Consider the following 18,303-nt stretch of genomic DNA (forward strand, 5'->3'; position numbering starts at 1 on the left):
AATGATTAATTTTCAGAATTTATGGCGATTTGGCACTGATCGTTTTTGAATCGGCTTGTTGGATAACTTTATTTGTTTTTCCACAAGCACTATTCGGAGAAAACCAAACTCAGATCCAATTGAGTATTGTATCTGGTGTAATGTGATAATTGACTGGAATTTCTTTGAAACTCGAGAGAATTTAAATAACCCGGCGTCACATCGCCAGTAATATAGATTCCATCAAAACATGAGGTCTCAAACTTATTGACAGCGGGTGAAACAACTGAAACCGCATGATTGAGTGCATCCGGGTCTTGGAAAATCAGATAATCTGCGTCGATTTCAGCACAAATTTCATCCGTATCGCGATCAGTTGCGATTAGTTCTTGGCGCGTTGGCATATCGATACCATACACATTGGGGTATCTCACCGGGGGAGCTGCTGAAGCAAAATAAATCTTGTTTGCACCAGCCTCGCGCGCCATCTGCACAATCTCACGACTTGTAGTGCCACGTACAATGGAATCGTCGACCAGCAAAACATTTTTTCCACGGAATTCTATACTCATTGCATTTAATTTTTGCCGCACTGATTTACGTCGCTGCTGCTGTCCCGGCATAATAAAAGTCCGGCCAACATATCGATTTTTAACAAAGCCTTCACGAAAATTTACTCCCAAACAATTAGCTAACTGTAAAGCACAAGGACGGCCCGAGTCCGGTATGGGAATAACCACATCAATATTTAAATGAGACATTGATTTTTTAATTTTATCAGCCAGATACTCTCCCATATTTAACCGTGTTTCATAAACAGAAATTCCATCAATGACAGAATCAGGCCTAGCTAAATATACATATTCAAAAATACAAGGGTTTAATGAAGAAGATTGAGCACATTGTTTATTATAGAAGTTGCCGTTTTCATCAATAAAAATAGCTTCTCCAGGACCTACATCACGTATCAGCCTGAATCCCAGTGTATCCAAAGCAACACTTTCGGAAGCAACCAGATATTCATCGCCCATTTCATTTTCCGCGGTTCCAAATACCAGGGGGCGTATTCCATAAGGGTCACGAAAAGCGAGCAATCCATATCCGGCAATCATAGCTACAACCGCATATGCACCTTTACAGCGCCTATGTACGCCAGCTACTGCAGAAAAAATAGCTTCAGGGTCAAGTTGACAATTGCGCGTACTTTCCTGTAATTCATGTGCAAGAACATTTAAAAGCACTTCTGAATCGGAATTGGTATTCACATGTCTTAGATCAGTTCTGAACAACTCATGATTAAGCTGTTCGGCATTTGTCAGATTCCCATTATGACTGAGTACAATACCAAACGGAGAATTCACATAAAAGGGCTGAGCCTCAGCCGGAGAGGCTGCAGACCCGACAGTGGGGTAACGTACGTGACCGATACCCATATTCCCGGTCAGCGCTCTCATGTTTCTAGTGCGGAATACATCCCTTACCAGACCAAGCCCTTTATGCATGTGAAAGGTGTTGCCTTGCGCTGTTACTATACCGCTCGCGTCTTGTCCGCGATGCTGCAGCATTAACAAGCCATCATAAAGTAATTGATTGGCCGGTGATTTTGCAACAATGCCGAGAATTCCACACATAGAAATACTCCGTAAATTTTGCCTTAATCAGCTTAAGAATGGATATAAATTTGCTTATGAAGTAAGTATTTGCAGGTAAGCATAGCAAATTTTATTGATCCAGGATCAATTTAAGAACTTTCCCTTCGCTCATAATTGATATGTTTTGATAAGTCATTGGGCAACCAGGGTAATATTTGTAATGCGATAGCCTCCAGCGGCTTACTTAAAACAGCCTGTTGCCAAAAAACCTGGCTAGGAATTGTCGTTAATCCCGCAATCAGAACCAATAGCATTACAATAATTAAAGCCCGTAAAAAACCAAATATTGAACCTAAAATTCGATCAATAAACCCCAATCCTATACCCTTGATAAGCGCAGCCAGTAACATGGTTATCAATGCCGTGACTAGTAATACTGCAAGAAAAGTCAAAACAAATGTGATGAAGAATCTTAATGTTTCTCCAGCTATTTCAACAGGCAAAAATTGCTCAAAAAAGGATGTATAGGCACCAGCAACGATAAACGCAACCACCCACCCCGCAATAGCCAATGATTCTCGTACAAACCCACGAAAAATACTTAATATTACAGATACAAAAAAAATACTGAGAACAACATAGTCAAAAGCGGTCATTGATCAAAATTAACGCAATTCGCTGAATAATATTATTAAAGAGATTTCATTTTAAGAAATACTGTTTGGATTAACACGCTACTTGGGAATTATTACTCCGTCCAATCCAATATTCTTTAATTTCTTTAATTCGTTATCAGCTGCCCCTCGTGCCATAAAAGGCCCAATGCGCACGCGCGTTATTTCCTTATTATCAACCTTAAGTGTTTCGGTATAAGCATTAAAACCACTGGACACTAAATTTGCATGTTGTTGTCTGGCTTTTGATTGATCTGAAAATGCGCCTAACTGGATAACAAATCCTTTTGTTGAATCTGATGAAATTTGGGAAGTCTTGGCTGTTTCAGTCGCACGAGTCGCTGCAGCAGGTGTATTTACAGCGCTACGCACTGAGTTTGCATCGTTTACGCTCAATATTTCAGTAGATCGTTTATCAAGTTTTGGCTTAATACCGGGAATGGGTATACCTCCGGGTTCGTAAGAGTGTGCTTCAATGATTTCCTCGATATCTTGAGTATAAATTTCGGGTTCATTCTGGAATTCAGTGGTTGCGCTCATATCACTAAAAGATTCCTGAGTCCTTTGCTCCGCACTTGGAACTATAGTACTTCTATCAACTCCTGGTAAATTAATAGCAATTTCATGCGTTTCATCCCCCGGTTTAGGCTCATCGAATATGGCTGGCAAAACAATGATGGAAACAAGAACCAGAATTATTGCTCCGACCAAGCGCCTCCTGGCACGTTTCCGAAGCAGTAATTCTTCTTCAGTGATATTTTTAGTCATAAGCAAATCCAGATGATTACTTGCTTTGATGAGTGTTTAGGTATCGCAACACATCACCTACCGTATAGAAAGATCCAAACACGCAAATTCTATCATTTTTACCTGCTTGTTCACAGGCAAAAACAAAAGCGGAAATAGTATCGGAAAATTTTCGGACACTATCATCCGCAACTTCAGCTTCATAAAGTTCATTAATCAAATAATCAGCAGCAGCGGCTCGAGAAGAATTAACAGAAGATACGAACCAGTAATCGATATCATTTTTCAATGCCTGGATAACGCCACGGATATCCTTATCTTGCAACATAGCTATAATTGCAAAAGTTTGTCCGATTGGTTTTGTTGCACGTAAGTTTTGTGACAGTACCATCGCAGCACCTGGATTATGTGCGACATCCAGAATAATGAGTGGCTGTGTTGAAACCACTTGAAATCGTCCTGAAATAACCGCCTCGATTAAACCCTGACGTACATTACTCATGCTGACGGGCAGTGCCTCCTCCAACGTATCTAAAGCCGCCAAACAAGTACTGGCATTTTGTAATTGTTTCTCCCCCCTTAAAGCCGGAAATGGAAGAGAATAGCGTTTATTTTTCGGCCCCCAAAAATCCCAATGCACATCTTGTTTTAAAAAACCGAACTGTTCATTAATCCGATATAAGATTGCATCGTTCTTTTCAGCTTGCTGGATAACCGATTGCGGCAAATCAATTTCCGCACAAATTGCCGGTTTGTTTTTTCTAAAAATCGCGGCTTTTTCAAAACCTATTTTTTCTCGTGTATCCCCAAGGTAATCAACATGATCCAGATCGATACTGGTCAGAATTGAGCAATCAGCATCAAATATATTAACCGCATCAAGGCGCCCTCCTAACCCAACCTCTAGAACCGCCGCATTGACGCCGGCATGGACAAAACAATACATCGCGGCCAATGTACCAACTTCAAAATAGGTTAATGAGATGCCTCGAACCTTGCAGACTGAATATATCTGCATAAAGGCATTGCAAAGCCTCTGATCATCAATGTTTTTTTTACCGATACGTATTCGTTCATTATAGTGCAATAAATGAGGAGAAGTGTAACAGCCAACTTCATACCCCGCACAATAGAGTATGGATTCAAGCATCGCACAGACAGATCCTTTACCATTTGTTCCGCCGACTATGATGATAGGAAACTGAGGATACAATGCAAGTTCTGATCGAATCAGATTAATTCGATCCAGTCCCAACTCAATCGTTTGAGGGTGAAATGCCTCGAAATAACTTAACCAATCTGCAACTGAAACAGGAAGCTTATCCGGCACATTCATTGCCCTTGATTGCTCCAGATTTAAGATACCGATATCGGGATACGCATTAATTGCGTGCAAATATTGACGATTCTGTCGCGCATTTGCCTGCGATCGACAATCATATCAATCGCGCCATGTTGCAATAAGAATTCAGCGCGCTGAAAACCTTCGGGAAGCGTCTGGCGTACAGTTTGCTCGATTACACGCGGACCAGCAAAACCGATAAGAGCGCCTGGCTCTGCAATTACAATATCTCCGATAAAAGCAAAGCTTGCAGATACTCCGCCCATTGTAGGATCTGTCAAAACAGAAATATACGGGAGCTTATTGCGGCTCAATTGCGTCAACGCGGCCGTAGTTTTAGCCATTTGCATTAGGGAAAACAAGCCTTCTTGCATGCGCGCGCCTCCGCTCGCACTGAAGCAAATAAACGGGATATGGCTATCAATACAAGCTTTGACACCTCGAACAAATCGCTCACCTACAACAGAGCCCATCGATCCACCCATAAAACCAAACTCAAATACAGCAATAACAACGGGAACTTTCTTAATGGTTCCCTGCATGACTACTAGAGAGTCATCTTCATCAGTATTTTCCTTGGCTTGCGTCAGTCGATCAACATAACGCTTGCTATCCTTGAATTTTAATGCATCGGTTGCAACTACTCCAATACCAATCTCAATTCGCCCTGCGGGATCCAGCAATTGATCGAGGCGATCTCTGGCAGAAATACGATTATGAAAATCACATTTTGGGCAAACGTTCAGGTTTTTGGCCAGGTCCGTGTAGTATAAGACTGCTTCACAAGTGACACATTTACTCCACAAACCTTCTGGCACTATTTTTTTTTCGCCGGCTTCCTTGCGTTTAATTTTAGGTGGAATGATATTCTGAAACCAACTCATAAAAACTTTTTCCCCGAATGTCTTACTTTAATTCTCATCAATAGCATCACGTAACGCTTTTATCTGATTTCCGACATTTCTTAATAAATCTGACTCAGAAGACTTTTCAATTTCCTCAATTATTCTGCTACCTACAACCACAGCATCTGCCAATTCTGCAACTGCCTTGGCTGTCGCACCATCGCGTATGCCAAATCCAACGCCGATTGGCAATGAAATATACTGACGCAATTGTTCCAGTTTCGTGCCGACATCTTGTAGATCAAGGTGCGATGCACCCGTAACTCCTTTTAGAGAAACATAATAAATATAGCCTTTCGCTATTTTTGCCACTTGCTCAATGCGCTGTTGATGCGTTGTGGGAGACAATAAAAAGATTGCATCAATTTGATGCTGCTCCAAACACTGTACCCATTCACTTGATTCTTCCGGAGGATAATCAACAATAAGCACACCATCAACCCCGCAGTCTCTCGCTTTGACAGCAAATGAAACATGACCCAGTGCTTCAACAGGATTTGCATATCCCATCAAAACAATCGGCGTATTTGTATTTATTTTTCTGAATTCAACCACCAACTTCAACACATCAACCAGACTAACATGATGTTTTAACGCCCGTTCTGAAGATCTTTGAATAGTAGGCCCATCCGCCATGGGATCGGAAAAAGGAACGCCCAATTCAATAATATCAGCACCTGACTCAACCAATTGATGCATCAATTGAACAGTATATTTTGGATGAGGATCACCCGCCGTAATGAAGGGAATCAAAGCCTTACGATTTTGTTCTTTTAATTCGGCAAATGTTTTAGCAATGCGATTGGTTCTTTTAGCATCGCTTTGCCCGCTAAAAAAATTTAGTAAATTTTTAATACTGTCTAGGCTCATCCACTCAATCCGTTCTCGAATTTTTTCAGAGAATTACTATAACAATACATGGGGCAAATTTATTACAGTGTCAAACCTGACATTTGCGCAACTGTCGCCATATCCTTGTCACCGCGACCAGATAAATTAACCAGCAATAATTTATCTTTGGTAAGGGTAGTCGCATATTTGGCCGCATAAGCCAGCGCATGACTCGATTCCAATGCCGGCATAATACCTTCATACCGGCACAACGTATGAAATGCTTCCAGCGCTTCATCGTCGGTAATTGCTACGTATTCAGCACGCCCACAATCTTTAAGCCAAGCATGTTCCGGCCCTACGCCGGGATAATCGAGACCAGCCGAAATAGAATGTGTTTCAACAATTTGACCATTTTCATCTTGAATCAGATAAGTACGATTGCCATGCAATACGCCTGGTTTGCCCATTGATAAAGTCGCCGCATGTTGGTGAGTATCAATTCCTTTCCCTGCCGCTTCGACACCTATCAAGCGAACATTGACGTCATCAATATAGGGATAAAATAAACCAATGGCATTTGATCCTCCACCGACGCATGCAATAAGCGCATCCGGCTGTCGCGAAAAATCTTCTTGCATTTGTATTTTAGACTCGTTCCCTATTACTGCTTGAAAATCCCTCACCATCATCGGATACGGGTGAGGCCCGGCAACAGTACCGATAATATAAAAAGTGTTTTCGACATTGGTAACCCAATCCCGCATCGCCTCGTTTAACGCATCTTTCAATGTTCGTGACCCCGACTCCACCGGCACCACTGTGGCCCCCAAGAGCTTCATACGATAAACATTGGTCGCCTGACGTTTAACGTCTTCAGAACCCATATAAACGACGCATTCCATGCCATAACGTGCCGCAACCGTAGCGCTGGCTACACCATGTTGGCCGGCACCGGTTTCCGCGATAACACGCTTCTTTCCCATGCGTCGGGCCAATAAAGCTTGTCCGATTGTATTGTTTATTTTATGTGCACCGGTATGATTCAGATCTTCTCGTTTTAACAGTATCTGTGCGCCACCTAAATGCTCCGACCATCTTTTGGCATGGTAGATGGGGCTGGGACGCCCTACGTAATGTTTTAATTCTTCAGCAAATTCTGACTGAAAATCCGCATCGTTACGATAAAATTCATATTGCTTTCGCAAATCTTCCAGTGCCGAGATTAATGTTTCAGCAACAAAAATGCCTCCGTAGGGTCCAAAGTGACCGTTCTTACTAGGAAGATCATAGGCGCTCACAATTGTTTTACTCCTCGCATGAAAGCAAAAATCTTTTTTTCATCTTTAATTCCTTTCGAGGTTTCCACACCACTTGAAACATCGACTGCCCATGGTTGAGTTTGTTGAATTGCCCCAGACACATTGGCTGGATTTAAGCCCCCAGACAAAATAAGGGGCAGAGACAAACGTTTGGGTATCAAATCCCATTCAAACGCATGCCCAGTACCTCCCGGCATATCGGCCACATAAGTATCAAGCAATAAGCCTTTTGCGGTTCTGTATCGTTCGGCATATTGTAGCAAATCTGTGTCTGGTTTGACTCTAATTGCTTTAATATAAGGTTGGGAAAATTGATTACAGAATTCAGGGGGCTCATCGCCATGAAATTGAAGCAAGTTTAACTGAGCTACTCGAGCAGTTTTCTCGACCCAAGCAACATCGGGATCAACATAAACCCCTACATTACAAATGAAAGGTGGGACATTAGCAGTCATAATGCGTGCAATATCAGGCTCGATATAGCGTGCGCTCTGAGGCCAAAAAACAAAACCGATAGCATCAACACCTGCCCGAATTGCTGCTGCAGCGTCCTCACATCGAGTAATCCCACACACTTTTACACGTACTGACATGCTAGTTATAAACTTTGAATACTTAATTATATAGGAACATGTTGGGAATAATGGGTATTCTAGATAATTCTGGCATACACCAGCTGGAATCATATTTCACACCCGCCAAATATAAGCCCGCAGCAGAAAAAGTTGGCGCAGCGTAGGCACGATTGCGACCTTCCAGCAACTCAAGCATCCATTCGGAAGGATATTTACCTTTACCAATATAAACCAGGCAACCAATAATATTTCTCACCATGTGCTGCAAGAATGCATTGGCACGTAAATCAAAAATCAATAAATTTCCATGACGAACAATCTTTAATTGCGTAATTGTGCGTATAGGAGATTTTGCTTGACATGCAGCTGCCCGGAACGAAGAGAAATCATGTTCTCCAATCAGGATATTAGCCGCGCACTGCATGATGTCCAATTGTAGCGGTTGATGAAACCATCCAACTTTTTTATGATTAACCCCCGGACGCACTGACTGATTAAGTAAGAAATACAAATAACGTCGCTCAAGTGCGCTATATCTTGCATGAAATCTGTCGGACACTTCCGATGCCCACAAAACAGCAATATCATCAGGTAGAAACGCGTTTACCCCACGCACCCATGCATTGATAGGACGTTGCACGAAAGTATCAAAATGTACCACCTGATAGAGTGCATGTACACCTGCATCGGTTCTCCCGGCAGTAATTATGCGTATTTCTTCATGCGCTATTTTTGATAAAGCAGTTTCCAGTGTATCCTGTATCGAGCAATTTTCCGGTTGACTTTGCCATCCACAATAGCGGCTGCCATTATATTCTAAAACTAAAATTATTCGTGCCAACAGAAACTGCCTTTCCCAATAAATCGCAACAAACTAAAGAATGATCATCGCAGATCTTTTAATATTTTCCTGGCAGCTTTCTTTTGCTTTGTATCACCATCTCGAATGACTTCTTCAAGCATTTCTTTAGCGCCTTCCTTGTCATCCATTTCTTGATATGCTCTTGCCAAATCTAATTTGGTTTCAACTTCCTGCCATGCCTCACTTGGTGCATTCAGATCTTCCTTTTTATCCTTGTTATCGCCTACATTTGCTTCCTCTAGATCTAAATCAATAGCGGCCAAATCAATCTCAGGCGTTATTGATGAAAAATTTGATTCTCCATCACTCTGTTCAGCACCGGGGGATCGCTCGGATTCTAAAGAATCATCATCCAGTGCAGGTTCCTCTGAATTTCGATTAATCTCCTCACTGAACAAGGGAATCTCAATTTCATTCGGATTTTGGTTATCTGCCAGATCAATTTCTGAACGAGAAAACTCAAAATCATCCTTATTTTTTTCTACAGCCTTATTGCTTGAGTCGATAGCATCAAGCGATTGCTCTGGTTCATCAAAATCAATCTCTACCGCATAATCAGAAACATTTTCAGCTTCCTTTATTTGCTTAATATTCTTTAATTCTCTTTTTCCATCCGTTGCAATTTCATCGGCCTCATCGCTCAAATCAAAATCAATTTGATTTGCAAGTCCAGCAGAATTCTTATCTTCTGCAGATGCAATCGGTCGACTAAAGTCTTCATCAGAGTCTTCCTGTAAGTTTTTATGGATAGCCTGTGAATGTTCCAGAATCGTTTCATCGTTGACCTGCGATTCTGTAGTCGATTCAGTATCAAAATCGGATTGCAAAGTATGTTCGGCACTATCTTCGTAGGATAAATCCACCTCTCTATCAAACTTTTCCGATTCTTCCGCTGGAGAATAGGAATCGATATGGTGAAAAGATTGATCATGATCCATATTTTCAGATGGCAAGCGATCTTCCTCAGTAACAGGCGCAGCCTTTGCAGCAGCCATTGAAGCTATTCGAGAACGCATTGCTGAGGAAAAATTTTCTTCATTATCATCTATCTCCTCATCGTCTTGCGATTGATTCCGACGTCTTTTAAGAATCAACAAAATGAGCAACAACACCAGAATTAAAACCACACCAATATATTCTATATAGTCATATGCCTGATCGAGCAGTGATCGGCCAGCCTCTTCATCCGCCATTGAAGGCGCATTGATTACTAGGGCTTCTGCGGCCGGTTGAATTACCGATGCTTCTTCCGGTATAGAAGTAGAGTCCAATTCTACGTTTTCGGTAACTGAAACCCCGTCTGGCGGAAAATGTAACTCTGGTTTATCAATTGTTGTTGGAATTGATTCTGCCTTAATCTGCACCTGAGCTAATACCGAGTCTTTCAACTCTAGTAATTGTTTCAAGTTCTCAACACTTTTTTCCAACATGGCTACACGTTCATTCGCTTCCTTCAATGCAAGATTTCGCGCAATCGCATCTTCTTCCATCATACGAAGACGATCAACCAGTGAGGATTCAGCAATCTGACCGTCTTGATCAAGCAACTGTGCTCCACTGGATAGTTTCAGAACCTCTTTGGGCGCATCGGGAATTGACGTTGACTTCTTATCAATACTGGTAATCTGGCCTTGATCTGATTGACTGATCGCATGAGGCGCTGGGGATTCGTGATTAATGGCTGCCAACCGCCCCCGGTAATTACGCCAGTCTGCTATTTGCGTTTTTATTTCGGCTCTGGCTGTTGATGAATCAATTGCTGTTATCTCTTTTTTCTCAGGCACTTTCAGAATAGCACCCGTCTTGAGTAAATTCATATTGTTGGCGATAAAGGCTTCTCGATTGGCACGATAAAGCGCCACCAGCATTTGATTAAGATCGACACCAGTTGGTAATACCTGGATCGCAATCGATGACAAGGTATCACCCCGGTTAACTGGGCCATAAGTATTATTAGATCGAGTGGACGTATCGACAGTTGATGGAGCCGAGTTTGTAATTGGATTATTATTTTCGATGCGAGTCGATCTTTCTGCATCATATCCTGACGCACCGACTAGGGGAGGAGGATTTGTATTGGCCGCTACCAGATTTTGCGCTGGCGATTCAACAGGATCCAGTAGAATAGTGTACTCCCGTAAAATTCGCCCTGAAGACCAATTTAACTCCATCAACAACATTAAAAATGGATCATTAACCGCTTGCTGCGAAGTTAACTTAATATAAGGATTACCATTTGCCCTTGTTTCGATTGAAACTTTAAAAGCTGACAAGATAGATTCATAATTTATACCTGCTTGCGTGAATGCTTCACGAGTAGCCACACTGGCCTTAAGAGATGAGAGCTCATCATTACCAGTCGATACGATATCGATTTCCGCGCTGAAAGGCTGCCCTAGCGCGGAATTAAGCGTCAATTTACCGAGTCCGGCTGCTTGAGCAACAACCCATGGTAACATCAGAATAATTACAAACAAGCTTACTTTAAAAGATGTTTTATACACCGAAGTACCCTCTCTAGTTTTTTGGAAATAAATATCGAAAGGCCAGTATTGCAGCACAATCACACTCGCTGCAATTATGCTCCAGATTACGGGAATTCATTTCAAGCAAACCCATAATCAGTTATGGCACCTTACAATACATGCAAGGTGCGAAATATATGTTCCTCAAGTTGCTGGTTCTATTTACCACTATTCGTTAAGTAACGAAGGATTAAACTCGAAACGATAAAATACATTCGGCTATTTTTTAAGGATATCGATAAAAGACATTTAGTGTGCAATCAATATGCGCAGCATTCTGCGCAATGGTTCTGCAGCACCCCAAAGTAATTGATCACCCACGGTGAAAACAGACAAGTATTCACCGCCCATTGTCAGTTTGCGTAATCGTCCTACCGGTATTGATAGAGTACCCGTTACTGCGGTTGGCGTCAGCTGTGAAGTTGTTGCTTCTCTCTCGTTGGGAACAACTTCTACCCAATCATTTGAATTTGCAATAATTTCTTCTATTTCATCTAAGGGTACATCTTGTTTTAGTTTGATAGTTAATGCTTGGCTATGACATCTCATTGCACCGACACGCACACAAATGCCATCAACCGGAATTTGCCGGTCGCTCGTTCCAAGAATTTTGTTGGTTTCCGCCTGCCCCTTCCATTCTTCCCGGCTTTGTCCATTAGCGACTTCCTTGTCGATCCAGGGGATCAGGCTGCCCGCCAGTGGAACGCCAAAATTTTCAGTAGGAAATTTTTTATCACGTAATGTTCCAGCAACCTCGCGATCAATATCCAAAATACTGGAAGCAGGATTATCTAGCAAATCCTTCGCCACTCGATGTGCTTCACCCATTTGCTGCAGCAGTTCGCGCATATTCTTAGCACCAGCACCTGATGCAGCTTGATAAGTCATGGCGCTCATCCAGTCCACCATACCTCTCTCAAAAAGACCGCCAACCGCCATTAGCATCAAGCTAACGGTACAATTACCGCCAATATAATTTTTTACCCCATCATGAAGCGCCTGCTCAATTACAGGTTTATTGACCGGATCCAATATAATCACGGCATCTTTTTCCATACGCAATGCTGAAGCCGCATCAATCCAATATCCTTGCCAACCTGATTGTCGCAACTGCTTAAAAATCCTCTGTGTATAATCCCCACCCTGACAGGAAATGATAATATCCATCGCGCTCAGTTGATTAATATCAAAAGCATCTTTTAACGACGGTGTTTCTTTGCCAATTTCAGGGCTTACGCCCCCTTTCTGTGAGGTTGTAAAAAAAACAGGATCGATCAGAGAAAAATCTTCTTCTTCCCGCATTCTCTGCATTAGCACAGATCCGACCATTCCACGCCAACCCACAAAACCAACTTGCTTCATTGCTTATCTCTTTTTCTAAAATTGACAATCCGTTAATCAAATAAAAAAAACCGTATAAATATTAACTTACTTTATAAAAGGATACAAAATGATTAGTGTATTAATTACACCTTTATTTCGTAAAGATGCAATCATTTGTCATCCAATATAATTACAGCATTGCCAAAACCATATCCCCCATGGCCTTTGTACCCACGGATTTCATACCGGCTTCATCAATATCTTTTGTCCTGTAACCCGCCGCCAAAACTTTCTTAACCGCATTTTCTATGCGCCTCGCCATCTCTTCCTGATTGAACGTGTAGCGCAGCATCATAGCTACTGATAGTATTGTTGCAAGCGGATTAGCGATATCTTTTCCGGCGATATCGGGGGCTGAACCATGAATGGGTTCATATAACCCTTTGTTATTTTCATCCAAGGATGCAGAGGGTAACATGCCGATGGATCCGGTTAACATGGAAGCTTCGTCAGACAATATATCGCCAAACATATTTCCCGTGACCATGACGTCAAATTGTTTGGGATTGCGAACCAATTGCATGGCAGCATTATCAACCAGCATATGGGACAAAATAACCTGCGGATATTCCTTAGCAACTTCGGTAACCACATCACGCCATAATTGCGTACATTCCAACACATTCATTTTATCTACCGAACACAATTTACCCTGACGTTTAACAGCGGCTTGGAATGCAACATGTGCGATACGTCGTATTTCGCTTTCGCTGTAAATCATCGTATTAAACCCAACACGTTCACCGTCGCGGGTTTCAATCCCGCGCGGTTCACCAAAGTAGATATCGCCGGTCAATTCACGCACGATCATGATATCGAGACCCGCAACCACGTCATATTTCAAACTGGAAGCATTGGCAAGTTCTGGATAAAGCATTGCGGGGCGCAAATTAGCGAATAAATTAAGTTTCTTGCGAATCGCAAGCAAACCACGCTCAGGGCGCTGCTGGCGCGGCAAATTATCGTATTGCGGCCCTCCCACAGCACCCAGGAGAACTGCATCCGCCTGACTGGTTAAGCGATGGGTGGCGTCAGGATACGGTTCCCCGGTGGCATCAACCGCACAGCCTCCGATCAATCCGTATTCCAGTTCAATGCCCAAACCATCAGTTTTGAGTGCATTTAATACACGAACAGCCTGAGCAACAATCTCCGGCCCGATACCATCGCCCGCCAACACAGCAATTTTCATTTTATCCCACTTATCAAACGGTCACTCACATAAACAGCCAGGGCTGTTCATTGCGTCGTTTCTGCTCAAATTGACTAATTTTTTCAGCGTGCTGCAGAGTCAGGCCAATATCATCCAAACCATTTAGCAAGCACTGTTTACGAAAAATATCAATTTCGAATGTAAATTCTTCTCTTTTGGGTGTAATTACGACTTGATTCCGGAGATCTACCGTCAACCGATATCCCTCTGTTGATTTTACTTCTTCAAATAAATTGTCCAATACCGCCGTGTCAAGAACAACCGGCAATAAACCAATCTTGTAACAATTATTAAAAAAGATATCAGCAAAACTGGGCGCAATAATGACGCGAAAGCCATAATCCTGGAGCGCCCAAGGAGCATGCTCACGACTTGATCCGCACCCAAAATTTGCACGCGCCAGCAATATCTGAACACCCTGGTAGCGGGGTTGATTTAATACAAACGTCGGATTCGGTTTACGTTGCGATGAATCCATACCTGGTTCACCATGATCCAGATAACGCCATTCATCAAATAAATTTTGACCAAAACCCGAGCGTTTGATTGATTTGAGAAACTGCTTCGGAATGATGGCATCCGTATCAACATTAGCGCGATCCATTGGTGCCACCAGCGCAGTAATTGTTTGGAACTTTTCCATTAATTTATATTTAGCTACCGAATTATGGGTGTGATTTGCGAACAGCAAAAAAACTGTTGTTCATCGCTCGTTATTAAGTTTACGCACATCAACAAAATGTCCTGCAATCGCAGCAGCAGCAGCCATTGCAGGGCTAACCAAGTGCGTTCTTCCGCCAGGTCCCTGACGACCTTCGAAATTTCGATTTGAGGTTGAAGCACAACGCTCACCAGCGGTTAAGCGATCATCATTCATTGCCAAACACATGGAACAGCCAGGCTCACGCCACTCAAATCCAGCCGAGAGAAAAATTTGATCCAATCCTTCTTGCTCGGCCTGTTTCTTGACTAAGCCTGATCCTGGAACCACCAGCGCCAGCTTGATATTAGCCGCGATATGTTTTCCTTTGACAATGTGTGCCGCTGCGCGCAAATCTTCAATACGTGAATTGGTGCAAGAACCGATAAAAATCTTATCCAGGTTAATCTGTTGGATCGGAGTATTGGCACTGAGTCCCATGTAATTCAATGCTTGCTGCATATCATGTCGTTTCACTTCATCAGGAACATGTGCGGGATCAGGCACGACTCCATCGATTGTTGTCACCATTTCCGGAGAAGTACCCCAAGTCACTTGCGGCTCGATCTGCGCAGCGTCCAATGCCACTGTGCGATCAAACACCGCATCGGCATCGCTATGCAGCGTACGCCAAAATGCAACAGCGCTATCCCATAGTTCGTTCTTGGGAGCAAACGGCCGTCCTTTAATGTAATCGATGGTCGTATCATCTACAGCCACCATTCCTGCACGTGCACCGGCTTCAATCGCCATATTGCACAGCGTCATTCGTCCTTCCATTGATAGCGCGCGGATAGCGCTGCCTGTGAATTCGATTGCATAACCTGTTCCACCCGCAGTGCCAATTTTACCAATAATTGCCAAAGCAATATCTTTGGCAGTAACCCCCAGCCCCAATTCACCTTCCACCGAAATGCGCATGGCCTTGGATTTTTTCATCAACAAACATTGCGTTGCCAGCACATGCTCGACCTCTGATGTGCCAATACCGAATGCCAAACATCCAAATGCGCCATGCGTACTGGTGTGCGAGTCGCCACAAACCACTGTCATTCCCGGTAGCGTCGCGCCTTGCTCAGGACCAATGACATGTACGATACCCTGGCGCAGATCATTCATTTTGAATTCGGTAATTCCCAGTTCATCGCAATTTTGATCCAGTGTATCGACCTGTAAGCGGGAAATAGGATCATGAATACCTTGGCTGCGGTCAGTGGTCGGAACATTGTGATCTGCAACGGCCAATATGGAGTTAAGGCGCCAGGGCTTTCGCCCAGCCAGCCTGAGACTTTCAAATGCTTGCGGGCTGGTCACTTCATGCACTAAATGACGGTCAATATAGATCAGTGCCATGCTACCCGGATCATCCGATTCGGTGTGCACTATATGTTGATTCCAAAGCTTGTCGTATAAAGTTTGCATCAGTAAAAATAAAATCGAACTTAATATGTAATTATCCCATAAAGTTTACTGATTCAACAAACCAACCACACTATCGCGCGTTAATGATTGAATGACTTCATTTTCCATGCAATTAGAATCATGCCCGCCAGCGCTGCTGCGGCGCTCATAAAAAAGGTGTTGTCCGCTCCCAGCCAATCCCAGGTATAACCGCTGAACACCGCCCCCAAAGCTCCGCCCATCCCATAGGCGATACTGGTATAAATCGCCTGACCTTTGGCTTGATGGCGCCCCTGAAAGAATTGATGAATCACCATCATGGCTGCGACATGATGCGCCCCATAGGTCGCTGCATGTAAAATCTGCGCCATGACAATAATCAGCGGCCACTCGACGTATTGGCCTATCAATACAAAACGAAGTATGGCACAAGCAAAACTGAAAAGCAGAATGTGCTTTAGCAGAAATCGTTGCATCAGCCATGGCATGATAAAAAAAATTCCAATTTCACAAATCACGCCAATTGCCCATAACCACCCGACAAACCCTTTATCATAGCCATGCTCAACCAGATAAATGGAGAAAAACGTGTAATAAGCGCCATGCGCAAACAGCATTAATAAACTGGACAGTAAAAATGCCATCACCTCCGGGCGCAAGCATATCTGCCGTATCGAAAGCAATCCGGTAGCGTAGTGCATGATTTCTTTGTCAGGAATATGATAAGAAAAAATCACAATACCCAGCTTGAGCCCTAAAAGGATCCAAAGCAGCCAGATAATCTCCACCACCTCCAAAAGATAACCCATTCCGATCACCGCCACAACGAATCCAACCGACCCCCAGGATCGGATCCGCCCATACTTATCGGTATAATCTCCCAGATGAGACAAGGTAATGGCTTCCATCAATGGCAGTGAAGCACTCCAAAAGAAACTCATCAACAACATGACGATAAAAATCCAGGCGAACCCTGTGCCTGCAAAAAAACCGCAGAAACTCACAAAGCCGCTTATTGCCGCGATCTGCACCACCCAGACTCGCTTGCCTGTATGATCCGCCAACCATCCCCAGGCAGCTGGAGAAAAGATGCGCGTAACCAACAGTAAGGACATCAGAATACCGATTTGCAATGCGCTAAACGATAATGACTGGAGATACAAACTCCAATACGGTGCAAAAGCCCCAATAAAAGCAAAATAGAAGAAATAAAAACCGGAAAGGCGCCAGTAAGGAAGTGAGGGCATACGCTAGATGATGCAGCGATTAAACAAAGAATTGTTGATAAAAATGAAATACGGAATTCACGGAATCAAAACATAACAGCAAATAATCTGCTGCAATCAAATCAATTGATTTTACAGCAATGCAAGCTCGCGATGAATATTAGCAAAGTTCTTACACTGCCTTTACTCGACAGGATGAATCATGCATAACGTAAATCCGGATTACGAATCAACCGGATAATTTATCCGTCTCAAAAGGATCTGCAAGCAGATAGTTGACAATCCACAAGCCCTTCGATAGTCTCCCTGAACAGATCGGATTTTGTATTTTATGCGTACTCACCATGTCCTGAATAGATTAAGAGAATGTTGACAAGGTGCTGCAACTATTACCTCATACCTTCAACTATCAGCTAATCTTGATTTTTTTTGTGCAATACATAAATACATTTCTTCATCGATATCAAATATAACTACATATTAATCAAAAAGGAGAAAATGATGGAACTTAAAGGATCTAAAACTGAAGGTAATCTGAAAGCCGCTTTTGCCGGAGAATCTCAAGCCAATCGGCGCTACTTATACTTCGCAGCTAAAGCGGATGTAGAAGGGCAAAATGACGTGGCTGCCGTATTTCGTTCTACCGCCGAAGGCGAAACAGGTCATGCCCACGGCCATCTGGAATACCTGGAAAATTGTGGCGATCCGGCCACCGGCATGCCCTTTGGCGCTTCTCGTGACAATCTGAAAACTGCCATTGCGGGAGAAACACATGAATACACCGACATGTATCCCGGCATGGCAAAAACAGCTCGCGACGAAGGGTTTGATGAAGTCGCCGACTGGTTTGAAACCCTAGCCAAGGCCGAACGCTCGCATGCCAATCGCTTCCAGCGTGCGTTGGATGGTTTAGCTGATTAATTCGCACGATTATATGGTTGCGTAGTTAAAAGTCCGGGGATTTTTCCAGATCGACTTTTTGGTTAAACCCCGGCATCGTCTTATTCAAAATTTTTAATATGCCAA

The 18,303-nt window shown here is 43.1% G+C and carries 16 protein-coding genes; 1 reads left to right on the forward strand and 15 read right to left on the reverse strand.

All coding sequences use genetic code 11. The features are described 5' to 3' along the window. Positions 1-89: 89 nt before the first annotated feature. The 15 genes from purF to ATY38_RS01600 all read right to left on the reverse strand — a co-directional run bounded on the left by purF (position 90) and on the right by ATY38_RS01600 (position 17,298). Positions 90-1,610 carry an amidophosphoribosyltransferase gene (gene purF, locus ATY38_RS01530; protein WP_062557741.1) on the reverse strand — a complete coding sequence of 507 codons (1,521 nt, stop codon included), beginning with the start codon at positions 1,608-1,610 and terminating at the stop codon, positions 90-92. 110 nt (positions 1,611-1,720) lie between these two features. Further along, the gene (locus tag ATY38_RS01535) at positions 1,721-2,227 is read right to left on the reverse strand and encodes a CvpA family protein (RefSeq protein ID WP_062557742.1); all 507 of its coding nucleotides are present in this window, start codon (positions 2,225-2,227) and stop codon (positions 1,721-1,723) included. 78 nt (positions 2,228-2,305) lie between these two features. Continuing rightward, positions 2,306-3,013, reverse strand: a complete 708-nt coding sequence (locus tag ATY38_RS01540; protein WP_062557743.1) for an SPOR domain-containing protein — start codon at positions 3,011-3,013, stop codon at positions 2,306-2,308. A gap of 16 nt (positions 3,014-3,029) precedes the next feature. After that, positions 3,030-4,328 carry a bifunctional tetrahydrofolate synthase/dihydrofolate synthase gene (gene folC, locus ATY38_RS01545; RefSeq protein ID WP_062557744.1) on the reverse strand — a complete coding sequence of 433 codons (1,299 nt, stop codon included), beginning with the start codon at positions 4,326-4,328 and terminating at the stop codon, positions 3,030-3,032. Between the two features lie 20 nt (positions 4,329-4,348). After that, positions 4,349-5,218 carry an acetyl-CoA carboxylase, carboxyltransferase subunit beta gene (gene accD / locus ATY38_RS01550; protein ID WP_062557745.1) on the reverse strand — a complete coding sequence of 290 codons (870 nt, stop codon included), beginning with the start codon at positions 5,216-5,218 and terminating at the stop codon, positions 4,349-4,351. Positions 5,219-5,245: 27 nt separating this feature from the next. Next, positions 5,246-6,109, reverse strand: coding sequence for a tryptophan synthase subunit alpha (trpA, locus tag ATY38_RS01555; RefSeq protein ID WP_082632976.1), 864 nt, complete (start codon positions 6,107-6,109; stop codon positions 5,246-5,248). Positions 6,110-6,171: 62 nt separating this feature from the next. Beyond that, a complete protein-coding gene (trpB, locus tag ATY38_RS01560; protein WP_062557746.1) occupies positions 6,172-7,371 on the reverse strand; it encodes a tryptophan synthase subunit beta in 1,200 nt (399 codons plus the stop codon). Next, positions 7,368-7,985: a phosphoribosylanthranilate isomerase gene (locus ATY38_RS01565; protein ID WP_062557747.1), complete on the reverse strand. Its 618-nt coding sequence runs from the start codon at positions 7,983-7,985 to the stop codon at positions 7,368-7,370. The genes trpB and ATY38_RS01565 overlap by 4 nt, the downstream gene beginning before the upstream one ends. Before the next feature lie 22 nt (positions 7,986-8,007). Next, positions 8,008-8,808, reverse strand: coding sequence for a tRNA pseudouridine(38-40) synthase TruA (truA, locus tag ATY38_RS01570; protein ID WP_062557748.1), 801 nt, complete (start codon positions 8,806-8,808; stop codon positions 8,008-8,010). Between the two features lie 44 nt (positions 8,809-8,852). Then, positions 8,853-11,333 (reverse strand): motility hub landmark protein FimV, encoded by a 2,481-nt coding sequence (locus ATY38_RS01575; RefSeq protein WP_062560049.1) that lies wholly within the window; start codon positions 11,331-11,333, stop codon positions 8,853-8,855. A gap of 270 nt (positions 11,334-11,603) precedes the next feature. Then, positions 11,604-12,716: an aspartate-semialdehyde dehydrogenase gene (asd, locus tag ATY38_RS01580; protein ID WP_062557749.1), complete on the reverse strand. Its 1,113-nt coding sequence runs from the start codon at positions 12,714-12,716 to the stop codon at positions 11,604-11,606. Positions 12,717-12,867: 151 nt separating this feature from the next. Next, positions 12,868-13,929: a 3-isopropylmalate dehydrogenase gene (gene leuB / locus ATY38_RS01585; RefSeq protein ID WP_062557750.1), complete on the reverse strand. Its 1,062-nt coding sequence runs from the start codon at positions 13,927-13,929 to the stop codon at positions 12,868-12,870. 25 nt (positions 13,930-13,954) lie between these two features. Next, positions 13,955-14,593, reverse strand: a complete 639-nt coding sequence (gene leuD / locus ATY38_RS01590; protein WP_062557751.1) for a 3-isopropylmalate dehydratase small subunit — start codon at positions 14,591-14,593, stop codon at positions 13,955-13,957. Between the two features lie 60 nt (positions 14,594-14,653). Then, positions 14,654-16,072, reverse strand: coding sequence for a 3-isopropylmalate dehydratase large subunit (gene leuC, locus ATY38_RS01595; RefSeq protein WP_062557752.1), 1,419 nt, complete (start codon positions 16,070-16,072; stop codon positions 14,654-14,656). Positions 16,073-16,152: 80 nt separating this feature from the next. After that, positions 16,153-17,298 carry an MFS transporter gene (locus tag ATY38_RS01600; RefSeq protein ID WP_062557753.1) on the reverse strand — a complete coding sequence of 382 codons (1,146 nt, stop codon included), beginning with the start codon at positions 17,296-17,298 and terminating at the stop codon, positions 16,153-16,155. A gap of 480 nt (positions 17,299-17,778) precedes the next feature. Here ATY38_RS01600 and ATY38_RS01605 point away from each other — a divergent pair, with 480 nt between their 5' ends. Next, positions 17,779-18,198, forward strand: a complete 420-nt coding sequence (locus ATY38_RS01605; RefSeq protein ID WP_062557754.1) for a rubrerythrin family protein — start codon at positions 17,779-17,781, stop codon at positions 18,196-18,198. Positions 18,199-18,303: the final 105 nt, after the last annotated feature.

This window comes from Nitrosomonas ureae (assembly GCF_001455205.1).
In the GTDB taxonomy this organism is placed as follows: Bacteria; Pseudomonadota; Gammaproteobacteria; order Burkholderiales; family Nitrosomonadaceae; genus Nitrosomonas; species Nitrosomonas ureae.

Excerpts from the sequence above, each read along its gene's own strand:
- purF (WP_062557741.1), bottom strand. The coding sequence starts at position 1,610 with ATGTGTGGAATTCTCGGCATTGTTGCAAAATCACCGGCCAATCAATTA.
- ATY38_RS01535 (WP_062557742.1), bottom strand. The coding sequence starts at position 2,227 with ATGACCGCTTTTGACTATGTTGTTCTCAGTATTTTTTTTGTATCTGTA.
- ATY38_RS01540 (WP_062557743.1), bottom strand. The coding sequence starts at position 3,013 with ATGACTAAAAATATCACTGAAGAAGAATTACTGCTTCGGAAACGTGCC.
- folC (WP_062557744.1), bottom strand. The coding sequence starts at position 4,328 with ATGAATGTGCCGGATAAGCTTCCTGTTTCAGTTGCAGATTGGTTAAGT.
- accD (WP_062557745.1), bottom strand. The coding sequence starts at position 5,218 with ATGAGTTGGTTTCAGAATATCATTCCACCTAAAATTAAACGCAAGGAA.
- trpA (WP_082632976.1), bottom strand. The coding sequence starts at position 6,109 with ATGAGCCTAGACAGTATTAAAAATTTACTAAATTTTTTTAGCGGGCAA.
- ATY38_RS01565 (WP_062557747.1), bottom strand. The coding sequence starts at position 7,985 with ATGTCAGTACGTGTAAAAGTGTGTGGGATTACTCGATGTGAGGACGCT.
- asd (WP_062557749.1), bottom strand. The coding sequence starts at position 12,716 with ATGAAGCAAGTTGGTTTTGTGGGTTGGCGTGGAATGGTCGGATCTGTG.
- leuB (WP_062557750.1), bottom strand. The coding sequence starts at position 13,929 with ATGAAAATTGCTGTGTTGGCGGGCGATGGTATCGGGCCGGAGATTGTT.
- leuD (WP_062557751.1), bottom strand. The coding sequence starts at position 14,593 with ATGGAAAAGTTCCAAACAATTACTGCGCTGGTGGCACCAATGGATCGC.
- leuC (WP_062557752.1), bottom strand. The coding sequence starts at position 16,072 with ATGCAAACTTTATACGACAAGCTTTGGAATCAACATATAGTGCACACC.
- ATY38_RS01600 (WP_062557753.1), bottom strand. The coding sequence starts at position 17,298 with ATGCCCTCACTTCCTTACTGGCGCCTTTCCGGTTTTTATTTCTTCTAT.
- ATY38_RS01605 (WP_062557754.1), top strand. The coding sequence starts at position 17,779 with ATGGAACTTAAAGGATCTAAAACTGAAGGTAATCTGAAAGCCGCTTTT.